General features: G+C 62.4%; 25 protein-coding genes. 8 read left to right on the top strand and 17 right to left on the bottom strand.

Going from position 1 to position 22,440, the window contains the following annotated elements; genetic code table 11:
- Positions 1 to 38: 38 nt before the first annotated feature.
- On the bottom strand, positions 39 to 1,139 hold the full coding sequence (locus GGQ67_RS06235) for a class I SAM-dependent methyltransferase (protein ID WP_183899316.1): 1,101 nt from the start codon (positions 1,137 to 1,139) through the stop codon (positions 39 to 41).
- Positions 1,140 to 1,161: 22 nt separating this feature from the next.
- Positions 1,162 to 2,010 (bottom strand): prolipoprotein diacylglyceryl transferase, encoded by an 849-nt coding sequence (gene lgt, locus GGQ67_RS06230; RefSeq protein WP_183899315.1) that lies wholly within the window; start codon positions 2,008 to 2,010, stop codon positions 1,162 to 1,164.
- 191 nt (positions 2,011 to 2,201) lie between these two features.
- On the opposite strand from lgt, the gene GGQ67_RS06225 reads away from it, so the two are divergent.
- From GGQ67_RS06225 to GGQ67_RS06210, 4 genes are all read left to right on the top strand, one after another.
- Positions 2,202 to 2,474, top strand: coding sequence for an accessory factor UbiK family protein (locus GGQ67_RS06225; RefSeq protein ID WP_183899314.1), 273 nt, complete (start codon positions 2,202 to 2,204; stop codon positions 2,472 to 2,474).
- Positions 2,475 to 2,865: 391 nt separating this feature from the next.
- On the top strand, positions 2,866 to 3,366 hold the full coding sequence (locus tag GGQ67_RS06220) for a type III secretion system chaperone family protein (protein ID WP_183899313.1): 501 nt from the start codon (positions 2,866 to 2,868) through the stop codon (positions 3,364 to 3,366).
- Between the two features lies 1 nt (position 3,367).
- The gene (proC, locus tag GGQ67_RS06215; protein ID WP_183899312.1) at positions 3,368 to 4,189 is read left to right on the top strand and encodes a pyrroline-5-carboxylate reductase; all 822 of its coding nucleotides are present in this window, start codon (positions 3,368 to 3,370) and stop codon (positions 4,187 to 4,189) included.
- An 11-nt stretch (positions 4,190 to 4,200) separates the two neighbouring features.
- Positions 4,201 to 4,542, top strand: coding sequence for a tRNA-binding protein (locus GGQ67_RS06210; RefSeq protein WP_183899311.1), 342 nt, complete (start codon positions 4,201 to 4,203; stop codon positions 4,540 to 4,542).
- 41 nt (positions 4,543 to 4,583) lie between these two features.
- Here the strand turns inward: GGQ67_RS06210 and GGQ67_RS06205 are convergent, their stop codons facing one another.
- From GGQ67_RS06205 to GGQ67_RS06185, 5 genes are all read right to left on the bottom strand, one after another.
- Positions 4,584 to 5,165, bottom strand: coding sequence for a DUF1349 domain-containing protein (locus tag GGQ67_RS06205; protein ID WP_183899310.1), 582 nt, complete (start codon positions 5,163 to 5,165; stop codon positions 4,584 to 4,586).
- Between the two features lie 7 nt (positions 5,166 to 5,172).
- Positions 5,173 to 6,549, bottom strand: coding sequence for an ATP-binding protein (locus GGQ67_RS06200; RefSeq protein WP_183899309.1), 1,377 nt, complete (start codon positions 6,547 to 6,549; stop codon positions 5,173 to 5,175).
- Positions 6,550 to 6,580: 31 nt separating this feature from the next.
- Complete coding sequence (locus tag GGQ67_RS06195; RefSeq protein WP_183899308.1) at positions 6,581 to 7,282, bottom strand: response regulator; 702 nt, start codon at positions 7,280 to 7,282, stop codon at positions 6,581 to 6,583.
- Positions 7,283 to 7,792 carry a MarR family winged helix-turn-helix transcriptional regulator gene (locus tag GGQ67_RS06190; RefSeq protein WP_183899307.1) on the bottom strand — a complete coding sequence of 170 codons (510 nt, stop codon included), beginning with the start codon at positions 7,790 to 7,792 and terminating at the stop codon, positions 7,283 to 7,285.
- A 387-nt stretch (positions 7,793 to 8,179) separates the two neighbouring features.
- Positions 8,180 to 8,791, bottom strand: a complete 612-nt coding sequence (locus tag GGQ67_RS06185; protein WP_183899306.1) for a DUF1236 domain-containing protein — start codon at positions 8,789 to 8,791, stop codon at positions 8,180 to 8,182.
- Between the two features lie 196 nt (positions 8,792 to 8,987).
- Here GGQ67_RS06185 and GGQ67_RS06180 point away from each other — a divergent pair, with 196 nt between their 5' ends.
- Positions 8,988 to 9,638, top strand: coding sequence for an MBL fold metallo-hydrolase (locus GGQ67_RS06180; protein ID WP_183899305.1), 651 nt, complete (start codon positions 8,988 to 8,990; stop codon positions 9,636 to 9,638).
- A 78-nt stretch (positions 9,639 to 9,716) separates the two neighbouring features.
- Here GGQ67_RS06180 and GGQ67_RS06175 read toward each other — a convergent pair whose 3' ends face one another.
- The 4 genes from GGQ67_RS06175 to GGQ67_RS06160 form a co-directional block, all read right to left on the bottom strand.
- On the bottom strand, positions 9,717 to 10,157 hold the full coding sequence (locus tag GGQ67_RS06175; protein WP_183899304.1) for a BA14K family protein: 441 nt from the start codon (positions 10,155 to 10,157) through the stop codon (positions 9,717 to 9,719).
- Positions 10,158 to 10,293: 136 nt separating this feature from the next.
- Entirely contained in the window at positions 10,294 to 10,509 is a 216-nt protein-coding gene (locus GGQ67_RS06170) for a cold-shock protein (RefSeq protein ID WP_018897410.1), read from the bottom strand.
- Positions 10,510 to 10,971: 462 nt separating this feature from the next.
- On the bottom strand, positions 10,972 to 11,886 hold the full coding sequence (locus GGQ67_RS06165; protein ID WP_183899303.1) for a DMT family transporter: 915 nt from the start codon (positions 11,884 to 11,886) through the stop codon (positions 10,972 to 10,974).
- Between the two features lie 125 nt (positions 11,887 to 12,011).
- A complete protein-coding gene (locus tag GGQ67_RS06160; protein ID WP_183899302.1) occupies positions 12,012 to 13,184 on the bottom strand; it encodes a PQQ-dependent sugar dehydrogenase in 1,173 nt (390 codons plus the stop codon).
- Between the two features lie 358 nt (positions 13,185 to 13,542).
- Here GGQ67_RS06160 and GGQ67_RS06155 point away from each other — a divergent pair, with 358 nt between their 5' ends.
- Positions 13,543 to 14,745 carry a pyridoxal phosphate-dependent aminotransferase gene (locus tag GGQ67_RS06155; RefSeq protein ID WP_183899301.1) on the top strand — a complete coding sequence of 401 codons (1,203 nt, stop codon included), beginning with the start codon at positions 13,543 to 13,545 and terminating at the stop codon, positions 14,743 to 14,745.
- Positions 14,746 to 14,899: 154 nt separating this feature from the next.
- Here GGQ67_RS06155 and GGQ67_RS06150 read toward each other — a convergent pair whose 3' ends face one another.
- On the bottom strand, positions 14,900 to 15,997 hold the full coding sequence (locus GGQ67_RS06150; protein WP_183899300.1) for a calcium:cation antiporter: 1,098 nt from the start codon (positions 15,995 to 15,997) through the stop codon (positions 14,900 to 14,902).
- A 233-nt stretch (positions 15,998 to 16,230) separates the two neighbouring features.
- Here GGQ67_RS06150 and GGQ67_RS06145 point away from each other — a divergent pair, with 233 nt between their 5' ends.
- The gene (locus GGQ67_RS06145; RefSeq protein ID WP_183899299.1) at positions 16,231 to 16,512 is read left to right on the top strand and encodes a DUF2188 domain-containing protein; all 282 of its coding nucleotides are present in this window, start codon (positions 16,231 to 16,233) and stop codon (positions 16,510 to 16,512) included.
- 28 nt (positions 16,513 to 16,540) lie between these two features.
- On the opposite strand, the gene GGQ67_RS06140 is transcribed toward GGQ67_RS06145, so the two are convergent.
- A complete protein-coding gene (locus GGQ67_RS06140; RefSeq protein ID WP_183899298.1) occupies positions 16,541 to 17,452 on the bottom strand; it encodes a LysR family transcriptional regulator in 912 nt (303 codons plus the stop codon).
- 90 nt (positions 17,453 to 17,542) lie between these two features.
- On the opposite strand from GGQ67_RS06140, the gene GGQ67_RS06135 reads away from it, so the two are divergent.
- Positions 17,543 to 18,538: an NAD(P)H-binding protein gene (locus GGQ67_RS06135; RefSeq protein ID WP_425503753.1), complete on the top strand. Its 996-nt coding sequence runs from the start codon at positions 17,543 to 17,545 to the stop codon at positions 18,536 to 18,538.
- A gap of 2 nt (positions 18,539 to 18,540) precedes the next feature.
- Here GGQ67_RS06135 and GGQ67_RS06130 read toward each other — a convergent pair whose 3' ends face one another.
- The 4 genes from GGQ67_RS06130 to GGQ67_RS06115 all read right to left on the bottom strand — a co-directional run bounded on the left by GGQ67_RS06130 (position 18,541) and on the right by GGQ67_RS06115 (position 22,424).
- Entirely contained in the window at positions 18,541 to 19,344 is an 804-nt protein-coding gene (locus tag GGQ67_RS06130; RefSeq protein WP_183899296.1) for an aminoglycoside phosphotransferase family protein, read from the bottom strand.
- 97 nt (positions 19,345 to 19,441) lie between these two features.
- A complete protein-coding gene (locus GGQ67_RS06125) occupies positions 19,442 to 20,563 on the bottom strand; it encodes an alkene reductase (protein ID WP_183899295.1) in 1,122 nt (373 codons plus the stop codon).
- A gap of 129 nt (positions 20,564 to 20,692) precedes the next feature.
- Complete coding sequence (locus GGQ67_RS06120; RefSeq protein ID WP_183899294.1) at positions 20,693 to 20,986, bottom strand: ArsR/SmtB family transcription factor; 294 nt, start codon at positions 20,984 to 20,986, stop codon at positions 20,693 to 20,695.
- 541 nt (positions 20,987 to 21,527) lie between these two features.
- On the bottom strand, positions 21,528 to 22,424 hold the full coding sequence (locus GGQ67_RS06115; protein WP_183899293.1) for a LysR family transcriptional regulator VtlR: 897 nt from the start codon (positions 22,422 to 22,424) through the stop codon (positions 21,528 to 21,530).
- Between the last annotated feature and the right edge of the window lie 16 nt (positions 22,425 to 22,440).

Genomic DNA, 22,440 nt, shown 5'->3' with positions numbered 1-22,440 from the left:
TCGATTGCGGCGATGTTGACCCCGCCCGCCGCGCGCTGTCAATCCACGGAGCGGAACGGCATCAGATCGATGGCGGGATGGGAAACGGCCATCACCTTGAAGAGTTCCCCCATCTTTCCCTCGCCTTCGCCGGCCAACCGATCGACGGCGGCCTGGATGATCTGCTGGGTGCGGGGTTCGCGGTCACGCCCGAGCGCGGCGGCGCGTTCGAGGATGCCGAGGCCCACCAGGAAGTCGCCCTGATGCAGCTGTCCGTTGACGTGGAGCCCGGCCGAAACCGCGGTTTCGCCGAGCGCCTGGAAATCGACGTGGCTGGTGAGGTCCGCTTCGCCGGGGTGGGCGAGCGGCGGGTCGAATTCGTGCATGCGCACCGCCTGCAGCGTATCGCCGAAGCCGGTGATCAGGTGGCCGTAGTCGAGCGCCAGCGCCGTGCCGCCGAAGGCCTTGAGCCGATCGGCGATGGCGACCATCACGGATTCGCGCGCGGGGGCGATCTCGAAAAGCGTGCCGAGCGGAACGCTCGCGGCCTGCTCTGGAAGCAGCCGCGGGTCGATCCCGGCGACGCCGGTCCCAAACGAGAGTTCGTCATCGACGTCGAGGCCGACCATGCGTTCGCGAAAGCCGGTCGCGGTCTTGACGAACTGGCGGATCGGGATGGCGTCGAAGAGTTCGTTTGCGGCGATCAGGGTGAGGCCGGGCGGGATCTCGTCGAAGCCGTCGTGCCAGCTGATCCTGCCCTGATGGGCGGCGAGCGTTTCCTGCTGCACCTCGCGCAGGCGCGGGCTGGTCTCGACGAGGTGGATGGTCATGGTTTCAAAGAGCGGCGGCGCGAGGCGCTCGATGACGCGCAGCATGTCCGACATCATCGTGCCGCGTCCCGGGCCGATCTCGACCAGCTTCACGCCCGGGGGCGTGCCGTGGCGCTGCCATGCGTGGACGATGAAGACGCCGATCATCTCGCCGAAGAGCTGGCTGACCTCCGGCGCGGTGACGAAGTCGCCGGAGCTGCCGAAGGGTTCCCTGGTCTTGTAATATCCGTATTCGGGATCGGCGAGGCACAGCGAAAAGAAGTCGGTGACGCTGATCGGACCGTTCGCCTGGATGATCGCCTTGATCTTCTCACCGAGTGCGGTGGTCATGTTCTCCTCCTCCGGGCCGCGATCAGGACTGTGGAGCAGCCTGAAGGCGGGCACGGATCATGGCCCAGAGGCCGAGCAGGATCATCGGCGACGACAGGACCATCCCCATCGTCAGCCAGTTGGTGCCGAGAAGGTAGCCGAGTTGTACGTCCGGTTCACGGAAGAACTCGACGAAGATGCGCGAAAGGGCGTAGCCGCAGACGAAGACGCCGGTGACGAAGCCGGGTGTCTTCAGCGCCCGCACGCCATAGATGAGGGCGGCCAGCACGAGGAGTAGCACGATGCCTTCGAGCCCTGCCTCGTAAAGCTGGCTCGGGTGGCGCGCGAAGGGGCCGCCGGTCGGAAAGACCACGGCCCAAGGCACGTCCGTCAGCCGGCCCCAGAGTTCGCCGTTGATGAAATTGGCGATGCGGCCGAAGAAGAGGCCCACGGGAACCACGGCGGCGACGATGTCGAAGAGGTTCCAGAGCGGGATCTTGTTGCGCTTGGCGAAGATGATCATGGCGATCGTCGTGCCGGCGAGGCCGCCATGGAAGGACATGCCGCCGTTCCAGATCTGGATGGCGCGGATCGGGCTCTCGATGATCGATGCCATGTCGTAGAATAGGATGTAGCCGATGCGGCCGCCCAGGACGACGCCAAGCGCCACCCAGACGACGAAGTCGTCCAGCTGCGCCTTGGTGATCGGCGAGGCATTGCCGGGCCAGAGGCTGTCGTTTCCGGCTATGATGCGGGCGTAGTACCAGCCGATCATGATGCCGGCGACATAGGCCAGGCCATACCAATGAACGGCCACGGGTCCGATGGCGAAGGCGATCGGGTCGATATTGGGAAAAGGCATGATAGCCATGAAGTTGGCAGCTGTCGGCAAGGTCGTCCCATCCGTTGATGTGGGCGGAAGATGGCCTTGCGACACCAGCCGGTCAAGTTGATTGTTAGTGATGCGAGATAGGTGCGACCGCTTATCCAGTGCAAAGCGCTTGCATCCTTAACGGCGAAGCCCTACCTCAGTGCCGAGGGCCGAGAGCGGCCGAAGCATTCTTTCAAAGGGAGTAAACCGCCATGACGACAGGCACAAACCGCATCATGGACGAGTTCGCCAAGCTGATGACCGATGCCGCGGGCGCCGCCCAGGGCGTGCGCAAGGAAGTCGAAACGATGTTCAATGCCCAGGCCGAGCGCTGGCTGAACAGCATGGACGTGGTCAAGCGGGAAGAGTTCGAGGTCGTGCGCGAGATGGCGATCAAGGCGCGCGACGAAAACGACGCGCTTCTGGCACGTATCGCCGCGCTCGAGGCGAAGCTCGAATCCAAGCCCGCCGCCAAGGGCAAGTAATCCCGTTTAGGGACACGGCGCGGTGTGGCCTTTGAGAGACACACCGCTGCTTCGGCTAAAAAAGCGGGTGTGTTTTTCCACCTGTGGACACTGCCAAAAAAGCCAATGGGCAGAGTCGTTTATACCCTCCTTCTGAATCCAATTCCCAACACCTTTCCACAGTGGCGTTCCCGAAAACGGCCCTCAGGGGGCTGGCACACCACCGGGTGCGTTATACACTGATTTTAAATGATGATTCGAAGCAGTTGGTAAGCTCCGGGCAGGTTCACTGCGTAAGTCTGGTAGCGGTTCAACGGTCATCTGGGTTGGTGGTTTCCGGGTTTTGCGTGTGTTCGCTTGTGTCTCGTTGGACGAAGTCGTTACGCATTCACTCCGGTCAAGAAGGTGCTGCATGAGCCTCATGGAATTGGAAGTCGAGCGTCAGTCGAACCCGGTCGATACGATCGAGTACGTCGCCGCCCACAACGACTGGGCTTTCGAGCGGTCGGGTGACGACGAAATCGCGATGACGGTCGAGGGCAAGTGGACGGATTATCACGTCTCCTTTTCCTGGATGGAGGAATTCGAGGCGCTGCATCTCGGCTGCGCCTTCGACATCAAGATTCCCGAACAGCGCATGAATGAAGTGACGAAGCTTCTGGCCGGTATCAACGGCCAGGTGCTGATGGGCCACTTCGATGTCTGGCGCCAGGAGGACGTGGTCATCTTCCGGCAGTCGCTGCTGCTGGCCGGCGGCGCCGAGCCGACGAACCGCCAGGTCGAGGTGCTGCTCGCCAGCGCGCTCGATACCTGCGAGGCTTATTATCAGGCATTCCAGTTCGTGATCTGGTCCGGCATGGACGCCAACCGCGCCATGGAAGCCGTTCTGTTCGAAACCGTGGGTGAAGCGTAACATGTCCGGTCTGTCGTCCTCGGGCCCAATCGTTCTTGTCGGCGCCGGCAACATGGGGGGCGCGATGCTCTCCGGCTGGCTCAAGAACGGTGTGCCGGGTGCTTCCGTGGTCGTCGTCGATCCGGGCCCCTCGGCCCAGATGATGGCTGTTATCAGCGAGGCGGGCGCCAGGCATGTGACGGCGCTTCCCGCCGAATTGAAGGCCGGCGTGCTGTTTCTGGCGGTCAAGCCGCAGGTCATGGACGCCGTGCTTCCGTCCGTCAAAAGCGCCGTCGGCGCCGATACCGTCGTGGTTTCGGTCGCGGCGGGCAAGACGCTCGGCTTTCTCGAAACGCATCTCGGCGAAGCGGCGATGGTTCGCGCCATGCCGAACACGCCCGCCATGGTCGGCCGCGGTGTCACCGGCGCCTACGCTAACCAGCGCGTCGGCCAGAACCAGCGCGATCAGGTGCACGCGCTGCTCAGGGTCTCCGGACCCGTGGAATGGGTGCCTTTGGAATCCGATATCGATGCCGTTACAGCCCTTTCGGGCAGTGGTCCTGCGTATGTGTTCTATCTCGTGGAGTGCATGGCAGAAGCAGGCCGCAAACTTGGCCTGCAGGCGGACCTTGCCATGCGGCTTGCACGGGAAACTGTCGCGGGGGCTGGTGAGCTTTTGCACCAGTCCCCCGACGACGCATCGAAGCTGCGCCAGAACGTGACGTCGCCCGGCGGCACGACGGCGGCGGCTCTCTCCGTGCTGATGGCTGACGATGCGATGCAGCCGCTGTTCGACAAGGCGCTTTCGGCCGCGCGCAAGCGCGCCGAGGAACTCGCGGGCTGAGGCTGATCGTCATGAGCGAAGAGATTACCTACGGCGATTTCGAGCGGGTCGACATCCGTGTCGGCACCGTGATCGAGGCCAAGCCGTTTCCCGAGGCGCGCAAGCCGGCCTTCAAGCTCCTGATCGACTTCGGGCCGGAGATCGGCGTCAAGAAATCCTCGGCGCAGATCACCGTGCATTACACGCTCGACGATCTCGTCGGCCGACAGGTGCTGTGCGTCGTCAATTTTCCGCCGCGACAGATCGGGCCGTTCCGCTCCGAGGTGCTGACGCTTGGTTTCGAGGACGAGGCCGGCGCCATCGTGCTCGCGGCGCCGGACAAGCCGGTCCCGAACGGCAAGAAGATCATGTGATTGGCGTAGCGCCGGGGCCTCGTGTCCCGGTGCCGGTGTCTTCAGTGAATGTCGCGCGAGAGCGGGTCCGACAGGCTGAAATCGTGAAACGTGGCTTCGAAGCCGGCGCGCTGCGGCGAGCAGAAGACCGGACCCACCATCAATTCCTCAAGCTTCGGGTCGGACCAGGCGAGGCGCGCCATGCGCCAGTCCGCCATCATGTCCGTCCTGTACTGGACGAACAGCGCATCGCCATTGCGCGTCACGCGCACGGCGATCCTTACAAAATCATGGTCGATGCGAAAGGCCGACCAATCGGAATTGCCGTTGGTGACGACGACGCTGAAATGGCGGGCACCGTCGGTATATTCGATCCCGCACTTCATCCAGTGCGTCGCATCTGCGCGCAGCATGATGCCCGCCTGATCGTAGAGCGCCCGGTAATTCGCCGAAAAACTGACCTCGGCGGTAAAGTCGCCGTGGCGGGGGCGATGAAGGAAATGGCCGTCGTCGCGGTGAAAGCCGTAATAGGTGCCCTGCCAGAAGTCGGTCTTCTCGCCGGAGCGCACATGCAGGCCGTCTTCGCGCTGCTCGTCGAAAGGCGGCGGGTTGAGCCAGGTCATGTCGGTGGTATCGATCGCCATCGTGATCTCAGGCCGGGACGCGGATGATGGCGCGCAGGCCGCCGAGCGGGCTATCGCCAAGCGTGACGTTGCCGCCGTGGCTGCGGGCGATGTCGCGGGCGATCGCGAGGCCGAGGCCGGTGCCCGACGCATCGAGATTGCGGGCTTCGTCGAGGCGGAAGAAGGGCTTGAAGACGTCTTCGCGGTTCTTCTCCGGAATGCCGGGGCCATCGTCGTCGAAGGTGATGGTCAGCCACTTGGCGCCGTGCTTGGCCTCGATGTTGAGAGTGCCGGCGTAGCGGCGCGCATTGGAGGCGAGGTTGGTGACGAGGCGGGTGAACGCGTTCGGCCTGACCTGGATGTCGTCGTCGCCCTCGATCGAGTGGGTGAGCGTCTTGCCGTGCAGGGCGAAGTCGGGCTCGAGCTTCAGCAGCAGTTCGCTGAGCTTGAGCTCGCCGACATCTTCCTCGACCTCGCTGCGGGCAAAGGCCATGTAGGCCTCCAGCATCGACTGCATGTCGTTGACGTCGTCGCTCATGCCCTGAAGATCGGGATTGTCACCGGCAAGCGCCAGTTGCAGCTTGAAGCGGGTCAGGATGGTGCGCAGGTCGTGGCTGACGCCCGTGAGCATCGCCGTCCGCTGCTCCATCTGGCGCTCGATGCGTTCGCGCATGAGGATGAAGGCGAGGCCGGCGCGGCGGACTTCGTCGGCGCCGCGCGGATAGAAATTGTCGGCCTTCTGGCCCTTGCCGAAGCTTTCGGCGGCGGCGGCGAGTTTCTGGATCGGTCTGATCTGGCCCCTGAGGAACAGGATGGAAATGGTGATCAGCACCAGCGACGCGCCGACCATCCAGACGATGAAGATATGGGTGTTGGAGGCGTAGGTCCGGTTGCGCTTGGCGAGCACGCGCAGGATCTTGCCGTCGAGCTTGACCCTGATCTCGACGAGGTTGGAATCGCCCACCGTGTCGATCCAGAAGGGGCGCTTGATCTGATCGCGGATCTCGTCGCTGAGAATGCCGTCGAGAATGGAGAAGAACGGCTTGATGCGGGGCGGCGGCAGCTCGCCGTCGGGCTCGATCGAGATCTGCAGGCTGAGCTGGTCGCGGGCGATGCGGGTGATTTCGCTGTAGTCCGTATCCTGCGGATAGGTGTCGATCATCTGGATGATCGCGGCGATATCGGCGGTCACCGCCATCGACAGGCGCTGGGTGACCATCTGCCAGTGACGTTCCATGAAGACGGCGGCTACGACGGACTGCAGCAGCACCATCGGCATGATGATGATGATCAGCGAGCGGACATAAAGGCCCTTGGGAAGCTGGCGGCGCAGCAGGCGGGTAAACCAACGCCAGCCGGAAACCGGCGAGCGGTCCTCGCGTCTCAACGAGTCGAATGTCACCATCTAATCTAGAGCCTTTCGGGGTCCCGGATCTTCAATCGATGCTCAGCCGGTATCCTATACCACGAACCGTTTGGAGCCAGACCGGATTTGACGGATCGTCCTCGATTTTGCGGCGCAGTCGGTTGATCTGCACGTCGATGGTGCGTTCGCCGACATCGACATCGTTGCCGATCAGTTCATGGCGGGGAATGGTGTCGCCGGCGCGCTTGGCGAAGAGCAGCATGATTTCCTGTTCGCGATCCGTGAGGCGCACGATTTCGGCCGCCTTCTTCAGTTCGCGACGGGTCAGCGAAAACGTGTAGGGCCCGAACATCACCTGCTCGATCTTCGGCGCGTCGCCGGAGACGTTGCGGCGCAGGATATTGTTGATGCGGAGAACGAGCTCGCGCGGGTCGAAGGGCTTGGGGAGGTAGTCGTCGGCGCCGGCCTCGAGGCCGGCGATGCGGCTGTCGGATTCGGCGAGCGCCGTCAGCATGATGATCGGCACGTTCTTGATGATGCGCAGATCCCTGGTGACGTCGATACCGGATTCGCCGGGCATCATCACGTCCATGATGATCAGATCGAAATCGAGGCCGCCGAGCTTGCGGCGTGCCTCGGCGCCATCGGCCGCGACCGTCACGCGGAAGCCGTTCTCGCTCAGATAGCGGTTGAGCAGCGCGCGAATACGCGTGTCGTCATCCACAACGAGCAAGTGTGCCGCATCGTCCGAAATCACTATCTTCGCCGCCATTCAGTCCGCTTTCGAGTTTTGTCTGTTCTGCATGCCACTAAGGAAGGCCTTGACGCCGGCCCTTACTTCCGCAGAGGCCCCGTCGAATGCTCTCTCAATACGGCGCGATTGCGGCTCGGCGAGTGCAAGCGCAAGATCCCGCCCGGTCGCGGTGGGATAGAGCTTGCGCTGGCGCCGGTCCTCAGGCCCCGCTTTTTGTTGAATATACCCCGAATCGATAAGCTGTTTGAGTACCCTTGCGAGACTCTGTTTGGTTATCTTCAACGTATCCAGGAGATCGGCAACGGTCATGCCGGGGTTTCGGTTAACGAAATGCACCACGCGGTGATGGGCGCGTCCGAAACCGCTCTTGGCGAGGATCGCATCAGGATCGGAGACGAAGTCCCGATAGGAGAAAAACAGGAGCTCGATGATATCGAAGTCGATGGTTTCGGTGTTTTCCAACGGCTTGGTCAAAGGCTCCGGCCTGGGCTCCCGCCTGCCGGCTTTCGGGCTGCTCTGTCGTGCCAATTCGGCATTTCCTTTCCTGCTCGTCGCCGCGTGCCGGGACGCGGGAATATATGTCAGCAATCATGACATATATTCCGGTGCCCGTCGGCGCCCGGCTTTCGCGCGTGCAAAGACATCGGCGTTGTTACGAAAACCGAGCTGCGCCCGCGCAAAATTCCCCATGCGATACGCAATTCCCCTGCATGATCGGATTAAGACGCATATTTGCGGCAACAATCAACAGGCATGACGCAAGCGCGGCCGCGAGTTCACAATCGCGTCGCATCCGGCTGCTTGTCGGGAGAAGCGTGGGGGTGGGTTACGTCGGCCAAAAGGGCGCGTGGAAAAGGCGGCCGGGTGGCCGCCTCGCGTGGTGAACTCAGGGGTTAATTCAGGTCTCGTCACGTCTTAGTTGTAGACGTAGACGATACGGCGCGTACCCGGATCGACAAGAACCGGACGGTCGTTGATACGGGCGTAACGGTACTGATAGTCAGGGATCTCCTGGAAGGTCACGGTACCGGGAACCTGTGCGCCGACGACGACGTCACCGCCGACCTCGACCGTGCTGCCGGGGTTGCTCTCGATGTAGGTGGTGACTGTCTGCGGCGGTTCGATCGTCTCGACCGATCCGACCGGGCCGAGCAGTTCGTCGCCCGGAGCGGGTTCGGCGGGGCCGGTCGCGGCCGTGGTTTCATAGGTCACGACGGGAATATCGAGATCGGCCTGGTTCTGATCGACGATCACCTGGGTGCCGCCACGGTCCATCTGCAGATACTGCGCATAGACCCAGCCGCGCATGCCGCTGACATCGACACGGCACCACTGGCTGCCGGCGACACAGCCGTCGAGGATGGTTTCGGAACCGCGCGTCGCAACGCCGACGGTGGGATACTGGGTGCCGGGGCCGGCGTGAATGGTCAGATCGTTGATGGCCGTTGCGGCCATTTCCGCGCGGGCGAGGCCGGCGGAAGCCAGAACCATTGCGCCTGCCAGGAAAAGATTTCGCTTCATGGTCATCGTGGGTCTCCTTTTATAGACGGGTTGGTAACGCCCGGGAAAAGGGGAGGTTCCGCCGGAGGCGATCACAGCACATTACACTTGTCGTTGCAGCGTGACGGCCCCCTGCGGAAAATCGAGGCTGCATGCGCCGGAATTTGCGACTATACCCGGTTCAACACCGACGAACTGCGCAAGACATAAAGCGAGGCACCCCATGAGCATGCTCCAGGCCGGGATCATTCCGGTGACAGCGTTCCAGCAAAACTGCACGATCTTTTTCGATCAGGACACGAAGGAAGGGGTGGTGATCGATCCGGGCGGGGATGTCGCGAATATCCTGCAGGGGATCGAGCAGAATGGGCTCAAGATCAAGGCCATCTGGCTCACCCACGGCCATCTCGACCATGCCGGCGGCGCCAGGGAGCTCAAGGAAGCGCTTGGTGTCGACATCATCGGCCCGCACGAGGACGACCAGCCGTTGCTGCAGCGGATCGAGACGCAAGCGGAGAAGTACGGGCTGCCGGCCGGGGGCATGCGCAATGTCGAGCCTGACCGCTGGCTGAAGGATGGGGACACCGTGTCCTTCGGCGAACATGTGTTCGAGGTCTATCACACGCCGGGCCACGCGCCGGGCCATGTCATCTATTTCAACCGGGCGCAGAAGTTCGCGCATGTCGGCGACGTCCTGTTCAACGGCTCGATCGGCCGGACCGATCTTCCCGGCGGAAACCACCAGCAGTTGCTCGATTCCATTCGCGACAAGGTGCTGCCGCTGGGCGACGAGGTCGGCTTCATCTGCGGCCACGGCCCGGGCAGCCGGATCGGCGACGAGCGGCGCGGCAATCCCTATCTGCAGGGTCTTTGATCAGGCCGGCAAAAGACATCGCGCAAACAAAAGCGCCGCTGAAAAGCGGCGCTTCGTTCATTCCCGATCTCAGTTCGATCAGTTGGCGACGCAGAAGTGGCTGCGACCGTCGTTGCCGATGAAGGTGCCGCTGCGCGGATCGAAGGAACGGTAACGGTAAGAGCAGTAACGCTCCCACTGCGGGGTCCACGGCTCGACGCCGACGCGAACCGGAGCCGGCTGGTAGTAGCGCACCGGAGCGGGTCTGTAATAGCGGGGAGGTGGCGCACGATAGACCGGCACGTCGTCATAGGCGTAGGGCGGATCGATATAGCGCGGTTCGTCGTAACGCGGCGCATTGGCGATCGCCGAGCCGACGATCAAACCGGTTGCAAGGCCAACGGCACCACCGACCAAAGCGTCGTTGTTGTTGTTGTGGCCGCGATAGCGCCAGTCGTTAGCCGATGCGGCACCGATCGACGAGAAGGTGATGGCAGCCGCGGTTGCCGTCAGAAAAAGGGTCTTGGCAAGGCTATTCATGTGTTCTGTCCTGTTCAAACTCTTAGCCGGTTTTGCACCTTGATGATGGCAAGTTAGCGGCTGGCGTCTGAATGCAGGCTGAACGATAAAACCCGGCGACCCGCCGGGCTTCAACGCGATTGGAAGGCTTGCTCTATCAGCCGTCGATCTGCAGGTTGACGGCCTTCGGGCCCTTGCCGCGACGGTCCGGTTCGGTGTCGAAGCTTACCTTCTGGTTCTCCGTCAGCCCGGCCAATCCGGAAGCCTGAACGGCGGAAATGTGAACGAAGATGTCCGCGCCGCCCTTGTCAGGCTTGATGAAGCCGAAGCCCTTGTCGGTGTTGAAGAATTTTACAGTCCCAGTCTCGGCCATGCGTCAGGTCCTTTGATCTCTGCCCGCCATCCACACGGGCAGCATACTGATATTGCCTCCTCACGGAGACGCTAGCAGGCAATTATTGAATGTTGAGAAAAAGGTCCCCTCTAAATCAGCCCGGTTCTCCGCAGAACTTACGCCTGCTTTCTGGACCCAGCCGACCGGAGTATTAGCGTCTCCGGCGCGCACATTCTTAAGGACTTCCCATGCTCGCAAAATGCCCGAACGCCACGAGATTGCTGCGATTATTCACTTTTGGCAAGCAAAAGTTTTCTGACGCAACGCAGCTCCACGCGCCAATTCAGGGTGGGTTTTGCGCTCCGACGAAAAAAAACGCTCATCAGCCGCCGCTGATCAACGTTTTGTATCGTGAGCAATATATTTTAGGAGCAGATTTTGCCAAAATTACAACGTGCGCGCGACCTCGCGAATGTTAAACTTTTTTTCACTTTTTCTGTTTCAGCCCGGATTCTGGCTGATAAGCAGGCCGTTCTGACGACGTCGGCGCGCTATTTCGGGGACGATTTCAACTAGAAGCATTGCCGCGAACATCAGCGCGCAGCCGACATAGCCGAGAGTGGAAATCTTCTCGCCCAGCACCACGGCGCCGAGTGCCGCGCCGAACAGCGCTTCCGACGACAGGAAGATCGCCGCTTGCGAGGAGGTGGTGTAGCGCTGGCCGATGATCTGCAGCGAAAAGGCGATGCCAGACGAGAAGATGCCGACATAGAGGATCTCCGGCGCCGCGTCCCGGATCGCAGCCCAGCTGATCGGTTCGACAATGACGGCCGCGGCCAGCGCCAGGACGGCGGTGACGGCAAACTGCGCCATCGAGAGCGTCAATGCCCGGCCGGTCTCGGAGACGATGATGCCGGCAAGCGTGATCTGCCCGGCGGAGAAGACGGCGCAGAAGATCGTCAGGATGTCGCCGCGCGACAGGGCCGACATGTCGCCACCCGACAGCAGATAGATGCCGGTCAGGGCCATCAAGGCGCCCGGCCAGACGATCCAGTGCGGCGCCCGGCGCAGGAACACCACGGCGATGATCGGCACGATCACGACGTAGAGCCCGGTGAGGAAACTTGAATTGGTGACGGTCGTCGTCTGGAGGCCGATCTGCTGGGTGATCATGACGCCGAAGAGGGTCAGACCGATCAGAAGATAGAGCATTCCATGCCGCCTGGTGGTCTTGACCTCGCTCTTGCGCGCCTCGAGCAGTGCGAAGGGGAGCACGGCGACGGTGGCAATGGCGAAGCGGAGACCGACGAACCAGAGCGGACCGATCGTGTCCATCGCCGTCGACTGCGCGACGAAGCCGCCGCCCCAGATGGCGCCAGCCAGCAATAGAACAAGGTTCGCCTGTATGCGCGTCATCATCATCTCGATGTCGGGAGGCTTGACCTTCACGAAGAGGGCAAGCGGTCTGATATGACGCGACCGTTAGCAGTTGCTTCTAAAGAGGGCAAGGCAGCCGCCCGATAGATCAGCCGCCCGACAGATCAGCCGTTGTCGGCAGGTGCCCTGGAGACACGCAGCAGCGCGCCGTCATCCTCGTCGGTGACGATCAGGAGCGCGCCGTCGGGGGCGACCACGACGTCGCGCATGCGGCCATAGGCGCCGTCGAACATGCGCTCCTCGGCCACGAAGGCGCCGCTGTCATCGCGCTGCATGCGCGACAGCATCTGGAACTTCAGGGCGGCGACCAGGAAATCGCCATCCCATTCCGGAAACATCTTGCCGCGATAGATGGCGAGCGCGCCCGGCGCGATCGAGGGATCCCAATAATAGAGCGGCTGCTCCAGCCCCTTCTTGGCCGTGCCTTCGCCGATCTCGACGCCGGAATAGTCGCGGCCGTAGGTGATGATCGGCCAGCCGTAATTCTTGCCGGGCTCGATGCCGTTGATCTCGTCGCCGCCGCGCGCGCCGTGCTCGACGGTGTAGAGCTTGCCGTCGGCGGCGTCGAAGGCGATGCCCTGCGGGTTTCTGTGGCCCTTCGACCAGATTTCCGGCAGCGGCTTCCCGCCGTCCTTGAGGGGGCCTCCGTCCTTGAAGGGATTGTCGGCGGGGATGCTGCCATCGGCATTGATGTGGACGATCGAGCCGGCATCGTCCCCCCAGTCCTGGGAGCGGTCGCGATCGCCGCGGTCGCCGACGCTGATGAAGAGCGAGCCATCCCTGGCGATGGCGATGCGCGAACCATACTGCAGGCCGGCGCTGGTGAACTTGCGCATCTTGAAGATCGACTTGACGTTCTCAAGCGCCGTTCCGTCGTCGGAAAGCGTGGCACTGAAGGCTTCGGTGCCCGAGCCGCCGTCGCCGATGGTCGCGGCCGTGAGATAGAGAACGCGCGACGTTGCGAAATCGGGCGCCAGTTCCACATCCAGCAGGCCGCCCTGGCTTCTGGCGCTGACCTTGGGTACGCCCGATATCGGCGCGGAGAGCTTGCCGTCCCTGACGATCCGCAAACGCCCCGGGCGCTCGGTCACCAGATAGCCGCCATCGGGAAGGGCCGCCACCGCCCATGGATTTTCCAAACCCGCGGCTATCGTTTCGACCTGAACCCGCACCTTTTTGGTGTCGACCGTGTCGGCCGCCATGGCGGGGATCGACAGGGCGACAGCCGCTACCGCCGCCAGCATCACACCGAGCCGAAGTGTCGAAACCGATGTCATCGTCCATCCCACCAATGCAAATCCATCACCGCTGCCTGAGACTTGGGGGTGGGGCGCCTGGCTTCAAGCCTTAAAGGGTAGGGGATAACGGCATTGTGTTTGCGGCCTGAACCGCGCCGGTCGTTCGCGAAAGGGCCGATGGGGCGAAGGTTTTGATTTCAGGGCGTAAATCGGGATGGTGCCGGGCAGGCGAAGTTCGACACGGCGAATCTTGATCCCGATGACGCGAATGATCACGAAGAATCATCGTTTTCATCACGCGTTTGGCCTTGAAAAGCCTGCCTACATTGGACATAGACCGTAGCGCAGAATTCTGGCCCCGGCCGTCTGCTAAAATCAACCGTATAGGACCGATATCATGGCCTTTCTTGCCGATGCTCTTTCCCGTGTGAAGCCTTCAGCCACCATCGCCGTTTCCCAGAAAGCGCGCGAGTTGAAAGCAAAAGGCCGTGACGTGATCGGTCTCGGCGCCGGCGAGCCGGACTTCGATACGCCCGACAACATCAAGCAGGCGGCGATCGACGCGATCAACCGCGGCGAGACGAAGTACACGCCGGTTTCGGGTATCCCGGAACTGCGCAAGGCGATCGCCGCGAAGTTCAAGCGCGAGAACGGCCTGGATTACTCCTGGGAGCAGACGATCGTCGGCACCGGCGGCAAGCAGATTCTTTTCAACGCCTTCATGGCGACGCTGAATGCCGGCGATGAAGTCGTCATCCCGGCGCCCTACTGGGTGTCGTATCCCGAGATGGTGGCGCTGTGCGGCGGCACGCCGGTCACGGTCATGACGACGCAGGAAAACAACTTCAAGCTCCAGGCTGAAGATCTCGACAAGGCGATCACGCCGAAGACGAAGTGGTTCATCTTCAACTCGCCGTCCAACCCGTCGGGTGCCGCCTATACGCATGACGAGCTCAAGGCGCTCACCGACGTGCTGCTCAAGCATCCGCATGTCTGGGTTCTGACCGACGACATGTACGAGCACCTGACCTATGGCGACTTCAAGTTCGTCACGCCTGTCGAAGTCGAGCCGAAGCTCTACGACCGCACGCTCACCATGAACGGCGTCTCCAAGGCCTACGCGATGACCGGCTGGCGTATCGGCTACGCGGCCGGCCCGATCCAGCTGATCAAGGCGATGGACATGATCCAGGGCCAGCAGACCTCGGGCGCATCGTCGATCGCGCAGTGGGCCGCCGTCGAGGCGCTCAACGGCACGCAGGCGTTCATTCCCGAGAACAAGAAGATCTTCGAAGGCCGCCGCGACCTCGTCGTGTCGATGCTGAACCTGGCCAAGGGCATTTCCTGCCCGAACCCGGAAGGCGCCTTCTACGTCTACCCGTCCTGCGCCGGCCTGATCGGCAAGACGGCGCCGACGGGCAAGGTCATCGAGACGGACGAGGACTTCGTGTCCGAGCTTCTGGAATCGGAAGGCGTCGCCGTGGTGCACGGTTCGGCCTTCGGCCTCGGCCCGAACTTCCGCATCTCCTACGCGACCTCGGAAGAACTGCTCGAAGAAGCCTGCAAGCGCATCCAGCGCTTCTGCGGCGCCTGCAAGTAAGCAGTCTCGTTTTGAACTTCGAAACCCGCCGGCGACGGCGACCCGCCGGCGACGGCGGGTTTTTTGTTGGCTGCGGTGCGGTGTTCGCAAAACGATTCATCCACTCGTCGCAAGCCGTTGATTTACGTATTCGAATGGTTCCGGCCTGAACGCTTCATAACCCCAGGCTGGTCAGCATCAGGAACGTCGCGAACAGAATGAAATGGGTCATGCCCTCGATGGCATTGGTTTCGCCGTCGTTGAGGTTGATGGCGGCGGCGATCAGGGTGATCGTGACCATCACCGTCTGCACCGGCGTCATCGCCATGATGAAGGGCTGGCCGGTGTAGAGCGCGATCGCCTCCATGACCGGGACGGTCAGGATGACCGTCGAGAGCGAGGCGCCCATGGCGATGTTCACGGTTGCCTGCATGCGGTTCTTCAAGGCGGCGCGCAGCGCGGTCAGGATCTCGGGCGCGGCCGATATGGTGGCGACGACGAGGGCGGTGAGGCCGATCGGCGCGCCTGTGCCCTTGAGGCCCGTGGTCATGAAGGCCGACATGAATTCGGCGAGCACGCCGATGATGACGACGCCCGCGAGAATGGTGGCGATCGACGCGGCAGTCGATCCTTCGTCGGGATGAGGCGCCGAAGCCTCCGCCTTGCGCTCGCTGCGCGGGTAGCTGTAGCTGAAGAAATAGCTGTGCTGGCCGACCTGCATGCGCAGGAAGAGGGCGTAGAGCGCGATCATCGCGACGATGGTGAAGGCCGAGTAGTAGTGCCATTTGTCCGACGGCACGAATTCCGGGACGATCATGGAAATGCCGATGGCCGTCAGGATCATGACGCCATAGGTCTTGCCGGAATTGTCGTTATAGGGTTGTTCGCCGTGCTTCAATCCGCCGAGCAGGGCGGCGAGGCCGAGAATGCCGTTGATATCGAGCATCAGCGCCGAGTAGATCGTGTCGCGCACCAGCGTCGGCGAGCTTTCGTCGGCCACCATGATGGCGAGGATGATGACTTCGACGGCGACCGCCGAAAGCGTCAGGATCATCGTGCCATAGGGATCGCCGACCTTGATGGCGAGGATCTCGGCGTGATGGGCGACACGCATGGAGGCGAGCACGATGGTCACCACCAGCGCGACCGCGGCAATCAGCGCCGCCCCTCGGCCCATGTCCATGATCGCCTGTTCGGACAGAAAGGCGAAGAGGCCGACGGCAATGGCGATCAGCAGGTACCGTTCGGTTTTCAGGCGTGACGCGATCCCCAAGGTCCGGCTCCGGTCTTGATTCATGTATCAAGTCTAAGGCGATGATTTCACATATCAAGTCGGCGGTCCCCCGGGGCAGGTTTGCAGTCTTGGACATTTAATGGAATACTGCCTCATCGGTCAGCCGGAAGCATATCGCGGCGCCTCTCGTCTTTTTGCCAGATGGCACCGCGCGGGACTGGATCCAATCCGGTCGCTCCGGGTGTTCAACAGGCAAAAGAGGAGTGAAGTGCATGGTCAAGGTGGTCTATGAAGTCGTCCAGCACGATGGCGGCTGGGCCTACCGGCTTGGAGACGTGTATTCGGAGGCCTTTCCGACACATTCCGAAGCTTTGGAGGCGGCCCGTATCGTCGCGGCCGAGCAGCAGGTCGGCGGCGATTCCGCCGAGATCAGCTGGCAGGACGACAAGGGCAAGTGGCACGAGGAATATGCCGAAGGTGGCGACCGTCCGGAGACCGAGGTGGTCGACGGCAACTGGAAGACCCACCAGCCCGCCACGTCGCCGCGCGCCTGACCGATCGCACCCTTCATGAGGCGTTCCGTCAGTCCCGGCGGACGAGCGCTTTTTCCCCGATATAATCGAGCAGGCCCGCGACCAGCGCATCGAAGGTGACGCGGTAGCGCGGCGAGGTCTTGATCGCCTCGTGCATCACCACCCAGGTCGCAAGCGGGATTTGAAACGCCCGCGGCAGGACGTGGACAAGATCCGGGTCCGACGCCATGAGCCCCGTCTGGCACATTCCGATCCCCAGACCCGAGCGTATCGCCGCCAGCTGCGCCAGCGTGCTGTCAGCCTTGAAGTCGAATGAGAGGTCGGCGAAGACGGGATAGCGTTTCAACATCGTTCTGACATAGCCGGTGTGCCGGTCGAAGCCGATCAGGCGGTGGCCCTCGAGATCGGCTAGCGTTTGTGGTGTTCCGCGATGGTCGAGATAGCGGCGATGGGCGTGAAAGCCGAGCGGGATGTCACCGATGCGGCGCACGACGAGCGCGTCCTGCGCCGGCTCGCTCATGCGCACGGCGATGTCGGCTTCGCGGCTGAGCAGATCCTCGACGGCGTCGGAGGCGGAAAGTTCGATCTCGAGTTCCGGGTATCGTCGCATCAAAGGTGCCAGGATCGAGGGCAGAACCTCGACGCCGATCACCTCGCTGGCGCTGATGCGGACCGGTCCGGCGACGCGGTCGCGGTGGCCGGAGGCGGTGCGCAGAAGGGCGGCGGACGTCGATGCCAGCGTTTCGGCGTAAGGCCTGATTTCAAGGGCGGCCTCGGTCGGCATCAGCCCGCTTTGCGAGCGGACGAAGAGGGGGACGCCGACGATCTCTTCCAATGCGTCGACATGGCGGCCGATGGTCGGTTGCGTCAGCCCGAGTTCGCGGGCGGCGGCCGACAGCGAACCGTGGTTGAGCACGGCGAGAAGCGTGCGGTAGAAATCCCAGCTTGGCTCTGTTGTCATTCAAATATGTATAGAGGAGATAGGAATTTCGTCAATTTCGTTTATCCGTGCTTGAGCGCATCGTCACATCATCAAACGATGGAGACGATGATGACACAGCAGATCGCACTTGTTCTCGGAGCAACCGGCGGCATCGGCGGCGCGGTTGCCCGCAAGCTCTCGGCTGGCGGCTGGCATGTCCGGGCGCTCAACCGCAATGTGGAGAAGGCGCGCGCCGCCGAGCCCTGTTTGAACTGGGTGCAGGGAGATGCGATGCGTGCGGCCGATGTGATGGCCGCCGCGCAAGGGGCGAGCCTGATCGTGCACGCCGTCAATCCACCCGGCTACCGCGATTGGGAAAAGCTGGTGCTGCCGATGCTCGACAATACGATTGCTTCCGCCAAAGCGGTCGGAGCAACGGTCGTGCTTCCAGGGACGGTCTATAATTTCGGGCCGGATGCATTTCCCGTGCTTCGCGAGGATAGCCCGCAGCATCCGCTGACCAGGAAGGGTGCTATCCGCGTCGAGATGGAGAGGCGGCTGGACGCGGCATCGCGGGATGGGGCTCCCGTGATCATCGTCAGGGCCGGCGACTTCTTTGGGCCGGGCGCGGGGAGCAGCTGGTTGTCGCAGGGCATGATCACGCCGGGCAAGCCCGTTTCCACCGTGGCCAATCCGGCGCGCAAGGGTGTGGGGCATCAGTGGGCCTATCTGCCCGATGTCGCGGAAACCATGGTGCAATTGGTCGAGCGCCGCGACCGGCTGCCCGATTTCGCCGTCTATCATATGGACGGCTTCTGGGATCGCGACGGGCAAGAGATGGTCGAGGCGATCAGGCGCGCCGCTGGCGGGCGGGTGAAGGTGCGGAGCTTTCCCTGGTTCGTCGTGCCGCTGGCGGCACCCTTCGTGACCTTCATGCGCGAATTGAAGGAGATGCGCTATCTCTGGCGCGAGCCGGTCCGGATGAGCAATGACCGGCTGGTGGCGGAACTCGGTGTCGAGCCGCGCACGCCGATCGATGAGGCCGTGAAGGCGACACTGCGCTCGCTGGGTTGCCTTGAGGGGCCGACGTCTGGTGAGATCGAAGCGGTCGCGCCGCGTGGCTAGATCTAGCGTCGGCTCAATTCCGCGAACGCGATGCGGGCTACCGCAAGCGGGCTCTCCGCTTCCCTCGTCGAGCCGTCGCCGAGAAACCAGGCGGCGGAGAGGCCGCAATAGGCGGCGATCCAGCGTAGCAGGCGCTCGGGCTCGAGACTGGCGGCAGCGGATATGACCAGCAGTTGGCGTCGCAGCCGATTGGGGTCGGTGACCGTCGAGAGTTCCGGGTTGGCGAAGATGTTGGCGTAGTCGAAGCCGCGTTCGCCGGTGAGGCCCTTCGGATCGATCGCCAGCCAGCCGTGTTCCTCGAAATCGAGGACATTACCGTGGTGGATGTCGCCGTGCAGGACGGTCTCGTCGCGTGGGTCGGCGAGCAGGGCGGCGGCGATGTCGTGGCAATCGGTGAGCACGCCGCCGTATCTGCCGGCGGCCGGAGCCAGGTCGCTGAACCATCGGGCAAGGGGAATGAGCGGCGGCTTCGGCGCGTGGCGCGGCGCGTGCAGTCTGGCAATGGTGTCGCAAAGGATGCGGCTTGCCTCGTCGTCTTGTCCGCGCGAGGCCATGGCGAGCAGCGAGCGGTCGCCTTGGGCTCGCTCGAGCACGATGGCGTCGGCGTCGTGGCGATAGACCTTGGCCGCACCGTTTCCGTCCCACCAGTGCATCACCGCGGTGCCCGATCGTTCGGCTTCGTCGGTGCTCAGCTTCAACATGGCCGGCTTGCCGCGCCAGAGCACGGGCAGGAGATGGCTGGAGTGGGTGACGACAGGGGCACCGTCGGGCGTGAGGTGCCAGCGGTCGAGATAGGGCTTGAACATGGCGGGATGCTAGCCGGTCGCGGCCGGAAAGGGAAACGAGGTGGGCCATAAAGAGAAATCCCGCCGGGTGGCGGGATTTCGAAGGCTTTGGTGATGTTCAGGCGACCTTTTCGAGGGCCGGGTAGTCGATGTAGCCCTTCGGGCCGCCGCCGTAGAGTGTGGCCTGGTCGATTTCGTTGAGCGGGGCGTTGGCCTCGAGGCGCTCGACGAGATCGGGGTTGGCGATGAAGGGCTTGCCGAAGGCGATCAGGTCGGCCTTGCCGTTCTCGGCGGTGTCGATGGCGAGCTGGCGATCGTAGCCGTTGTTGACCATCCAGCTTGCCTTGCCGCCGGCCTTTTCATAGGCGGCGCGCAGGCCGGCATAGTCGAAGGGCTTGTCGCCCTGCTGGAAGTTGCGGTCGCCGCCAGTGGCGCCTTCGATGACGTGGATGAAGGCGAGGTCGTATTTCGCGAGGCCCTCGACGACATAGTCGAAGAGCGGCTGCGGGGCGGCGTCGGATGCGTCGTTGGCGGGAGTGACCGGAGAAATACGGATGCCGGTTACGCGCGGGCCGATTTCCCTGGTGATCGCATCGACCACTTCGAACAGGAAGCGGGCGCGGTTTTCGATCGAGCCGCCATACTGGTCGGTACGGTCGTTGATGTCGGCGCGCAGGAACTGGTCGATCAGGTAGCCGTTGGCGGCGTGGATCTCGACGCCATCGAAGCCGGCGTCGATCGCGGCGCGGGCGGCCTTACGGTAGTCCTCGACGATGCCAGCGATTTCGGCGGTTTCAAGCGCGCGGGGCTCGGAGGTTTCGGCGAAAGAACCGGTGCCGTCTGAATTGACGAGGTAGGTCTTCGACTTGGCGGTCTTGTTGCTTGATGAGACCGGCTTGCCGCCGTTCGGCTGCAGCGTCGTGTGCGAGATGCGGCCGACATGCCACATCTGGACGACGATCTTGCCGCCATGGGCGTGGACGGCGTCGGTCACCCGCTTCCAGCCATCCAGCGCTTCCTTGCTGTAGAGGCCGGGGACATCGGCATAGCCCTGGCCCTGGTGGGTGATCGCGGTCGCTTCGGTGACGATCAGGCCGGCGGTGGCGCGCTGCGTGTAATATTCGACGTTGAGGTCGTTCGGCACGGCGCCCGGTGAGCGGTTGCGGGTCAGCGGGGCCATGACGATGCGGTTCTTGACGGCGATGTCGCCGACCTGCGTCGGTTCGAAGAGCTTGCTCATGGGAAGTCCTTTCGGTGGTGGTGGTTTGGGGGCTCAGGAAGACAATCGGTCGACCAGATCAGGCGTTGCGGCTCTGCTCGCGGTCGAGGGATGGGGGCGCTTGATGGGAGGGAAGCAAGGGCGCATGGATCAGAGATCCCGCGCCAGTTGCTTGAGGAAGGCAGCGATGGTTTCCTCGTTGCGCTTGTAGAAGATCCACTGGCCGACCCGGCGCGTGGTGACGAGGTTGGCGCGGCTCAGCGTACCCAGATGGGCGGAGACGGTCGATTGCGAGAGGCCGCAGCGCTCGAACTGGCTGGCGCAGACACCCATTTCGAGCGGGTGCTCCTGCGAAGAGAAATGCTCCTCGGGATTCTTCAGCCAGTTCAGGATCTCCATCCGCTTGGGATGGGAGAGCGCCTTGAGGATTTCGTCGTTGTCCATCGTCGTTTACCGAACCGCAAATCGCTTCTGGTCGATATATGGATCGTCGGTTTTCGATGTTCAAGATATGCGCGAACGGCGCCTGTGATTTTTTGCGTGGTTAAATTTTAAGCAAAAAAAGAGGGCCACCGAATGAACGGGGCCCTTTAAGGTGTGAAGGTTATTCAACCTCCAGAGGGGAACAGCTAATGCAGCGGCACTGGGAGAGAACCGCCATGTGCATCAACTGAGTGCGATATGATGCTTTGGCGGGCAGATTTCAATGCCCTTTTGCGCATGCCTGCTATGCAATGCAGCATTTTTTGCTGCAATGCGGAAAATCAGGGCAAAAAAAGAGGGCCACCGAAAATTCGGGGCCCTTTATAGGTATGAAGGTCTAAACCTCCAGAGGGGAACAGCCAATGCGGTGGAACTGGGAGGAAAAGCCACCGTATGCATCAGCTGAGGTTGATATGGTGTTTTAATGTGCAGTCGGCAACCAATTTTTGTGCATGTCAGGCATGCGCGCTTTGCACGGCTGCCAATGTCGCCACGAAAACAGTTAGAAGCTCCAGTTTCTGGCCTTGCTGACGATGAAGTCGCGAAAAGCCTTGAGCTTGGCGGCATTCTTCATTTCGTCGGGATAGCAGAAATAGGTGTCGAAGGACGGCACGTCGGCATTGATCGGCAGCTGAATCAGGCCAGGGTCTCGGCCGACGATATAATCGGGCAGGCAGGCCACGCCCATGCCGAGCAGGCAGGCGCGCTTGATCGAGGTCTGGCTGTTGATCTGCAGGTGCGGAATACGCTTGTTGTCGGACGAGCGGCCGGCGACTTCCAGCCAGTTCACGTCAAGCAGATAGTTCGGCGCCGGTTCGCCGAAGGTGATGATTCGGTGGTTGTCGAGATCCTCGACCGCCTGCGGCTCGCCAAATCGATTGATGTAGGAGGGGGCCGCATAGACGTGCATGTGCACGGTGAACAGCTTGCGCTGGATGAGGTCGGATTGCTGCGGCTGACGCAGGCGAATCGCGCAGTCGGCATAGCGCATGTTCACATCCACTTCCTCGTTGTCGAGGATGAGCTGGATCTGCACATCGGGATAGAGTTGCATGAACTCCTGGATCTTGTCGGTGAGCCAACCCTGGCCGAGGCCGACGGTGGTCGTGACGCGCAGCTTGCCCGACGGCGTTTCCGTCGTCTCGGTCAGCTGCATCTTCACGGTTTCGAGCTTCAGGAGCACGTCGTGGGCGGTGCGGTAGAGCAGTTCGCCCTGTTCGGTGAGGATGAGGCCGCGGGCATGGCGGTGGAACAGCTTGGTGCCGACATCCTGCTCCAGGGCGCTCACCTGGCGGCTGATCGCGGATTGGGACAGGTGCAGCTTGTCGGCCGCGTGCGTAAACGAACCGGCTTCGGCGGCTGCGTGGAAAATACGCAGCTTGTCCCAGTCCAACGGCATTCCACCACCTCTCATG

Origin of the sequence: Rhizobium metallidurans, assembly GCF_014196505.1 — a bacterium.
In the GTDB taxonomy this organism is placed as follows: Bacteria; Pseudomonadota; Alphaproteobacteria; order Rhizobiales; family Rhizobiaceae; genus Rhizobium; species Rhizobium metallidurans.
Note: the sequence above shows the minus strand (reverse complement) of the source record. Positions and strands in the feature narration are given on the sequence as shown.

Excerpts from the sequence above, each read along its gene's own strand:
- GGQ67_RS06200 (WP_183899309.1), bottom strand. The coding sequence starts at position 6,549 with ATGGTGACATTCGACTCGTTGAGACGCGAGGACCGCTCGCCGGTTTCC.
- GGQ67_RS06145 (WP_183899299.1), top strand. The coding sequence starts at position 16,231 with ATGGTCAAGGTGGTCTATGAAGTCGTCCAGCACGATGGCGGCTGGGCC.
- GGQ67_RS06225 (WP_183899314.1), top strand. The coding sequence starts at position 2,202 with ATGACGACAGGCACAAACCGCATCATGGACGAGTTCGCCAAGCTGATG.
- GGQ67_RS06155 (WP_183899301.1), top strand. The coding sequence starts at position 13,543 with ATGGCCTTTCTTGCCGATGCTCTTTCCCGTGTGAAGCCTTCAGCCACC.
- GGQ67_RS06130 (WP_183899296.1), bottom strand. The coding sequence starts at position 19,344 with ATGTTCAAGCCCTATCTCGACCGCTGGCACCTCACGCCCGACGGTGCC.
- GGQ67_RS06115 (WP_183899293.1), bottom strand. The coding sequence starts at position 22,424 with ATGCCGTTGGACTGGGACAAGCTGCGTATTTTCCACGCAGCCGCCGAA.
- GGQ67_RS06220 (WP_183899313.1), top strand. The coding sequence starts at position 2,866 with ATGAGCCTCATGGAATTGGAAGTCGAGCGTCAGTCGAACCCGGTCGAT.
- GGQ67_RS06205 (WP_183899310.1), bottom strand. The coding sequence starts at position 5,165 with ATGGCGATCGATACCACCGACATGACCTGGCTCAACCCGCCGCCTTTC.
- GGQ67_RS06135 (WP_425503753.1), top strand. The coding sequence starts at position 17,543 with ATGACACAGCAGATCGCACTTGTTCTCGGAGCAACCGGCGGCATCGGC.
- GGQ67_RS06175 (WP_183899304.1), bottom strand. The coding sequence starts at position 10,157 with ATGAATAGCCTTGCCAAGACCCTTTTTCTGACGGCAACCGCGGCTGCC.
- GGQ67_RS06160 (WP_183899302.1), bottom strand. The coding sequence starts at position 13,184 with ATGACATCGGTTTCGACACTTCGGCTCGGTGTGATGCTGGCGGCGGTA.
- GGQ67_RS06180 (WP_183899305.1), top strand. The coding sequence starts at position 8,988 with ATGAGCATGCTCCAGGCCGGGATCATTCCGGTGACAGCGTTCCAGCAA.
- GGQ67_RS06125 (WP_183899295.1), bottom strand. The coding sequence starts at position 20,563 with ATGAGCAAGCTCTTCGAACCGACGCAGGTCGGCGACATCGCCGTCAAG.
- GGQ67_RS06185 (WP_183899306.1), bottom strand. The coding sequence starts at position 8,791 with ATGACCATGAAGCGAAATCTTTTCCTGGCAGGCGCAATGGTTCTGGCT.
- GGQ67_RS06140 (WP_183899298.1), bottom strand. The coding sequence starts at position 17,452 with ATGACAACAGAGCCAAGCTGGGATTTCTACCGCACGCTTCTCGCCGTG.
- GGQ67_RS06210 (WP_183899311.1), top strand. The coding sequence starts at position 4,201 with ATGAGCGAAGAGATTACCTACGGCGATTTCGAGCGGGTCGACATCCGT.
- GGQ67_RS06120 (WP_183899294.1), bottom strand. The coding sequence starts at position 20,986 with ATGGACAACGACGAAATCCTCAAGGCGCTCTCCCATCCCAAGCGGATG.
- GGQ67_RS06195 (WP_183899308.1), bottom strand. The coding sequence starts at position 7,282 with ATGGCGGCGAAGATAGTGATTTCGGACGATGCGGCACACTTGCTCGTT.
- GGQ67_RS06165 (WP_183899303.1), bottom strand. The coding sequence starts at position 11,886 with ATGACGCGCATACAGGCGAACCTTGTTCTATTGCTGGCTGGCGCCATC.
- proC (WP_183899312.1), top strand. The coding sequence starts at position 3,368 with ATGTCCGGTCTGTCGTCCTCGGGCCCAATCGTTCTTGTCGGCGCCGGC.
- GGQ67_RS06170 (WP_018897410.1), bottom strand. The coding sequence starts at position 10,509 with ATGGCCGAGACTGGGACTGTAAAATTCTTCAACACCGACAAGGGCTTC.
- GGQ67_RS06235 (WP_183899316.1), bottom strand. The coding sequence starts at position 1,139 with ATGACCACCGCACTCGGTGAGAAGATCAAGGCGATCATCCAGGCGAAC.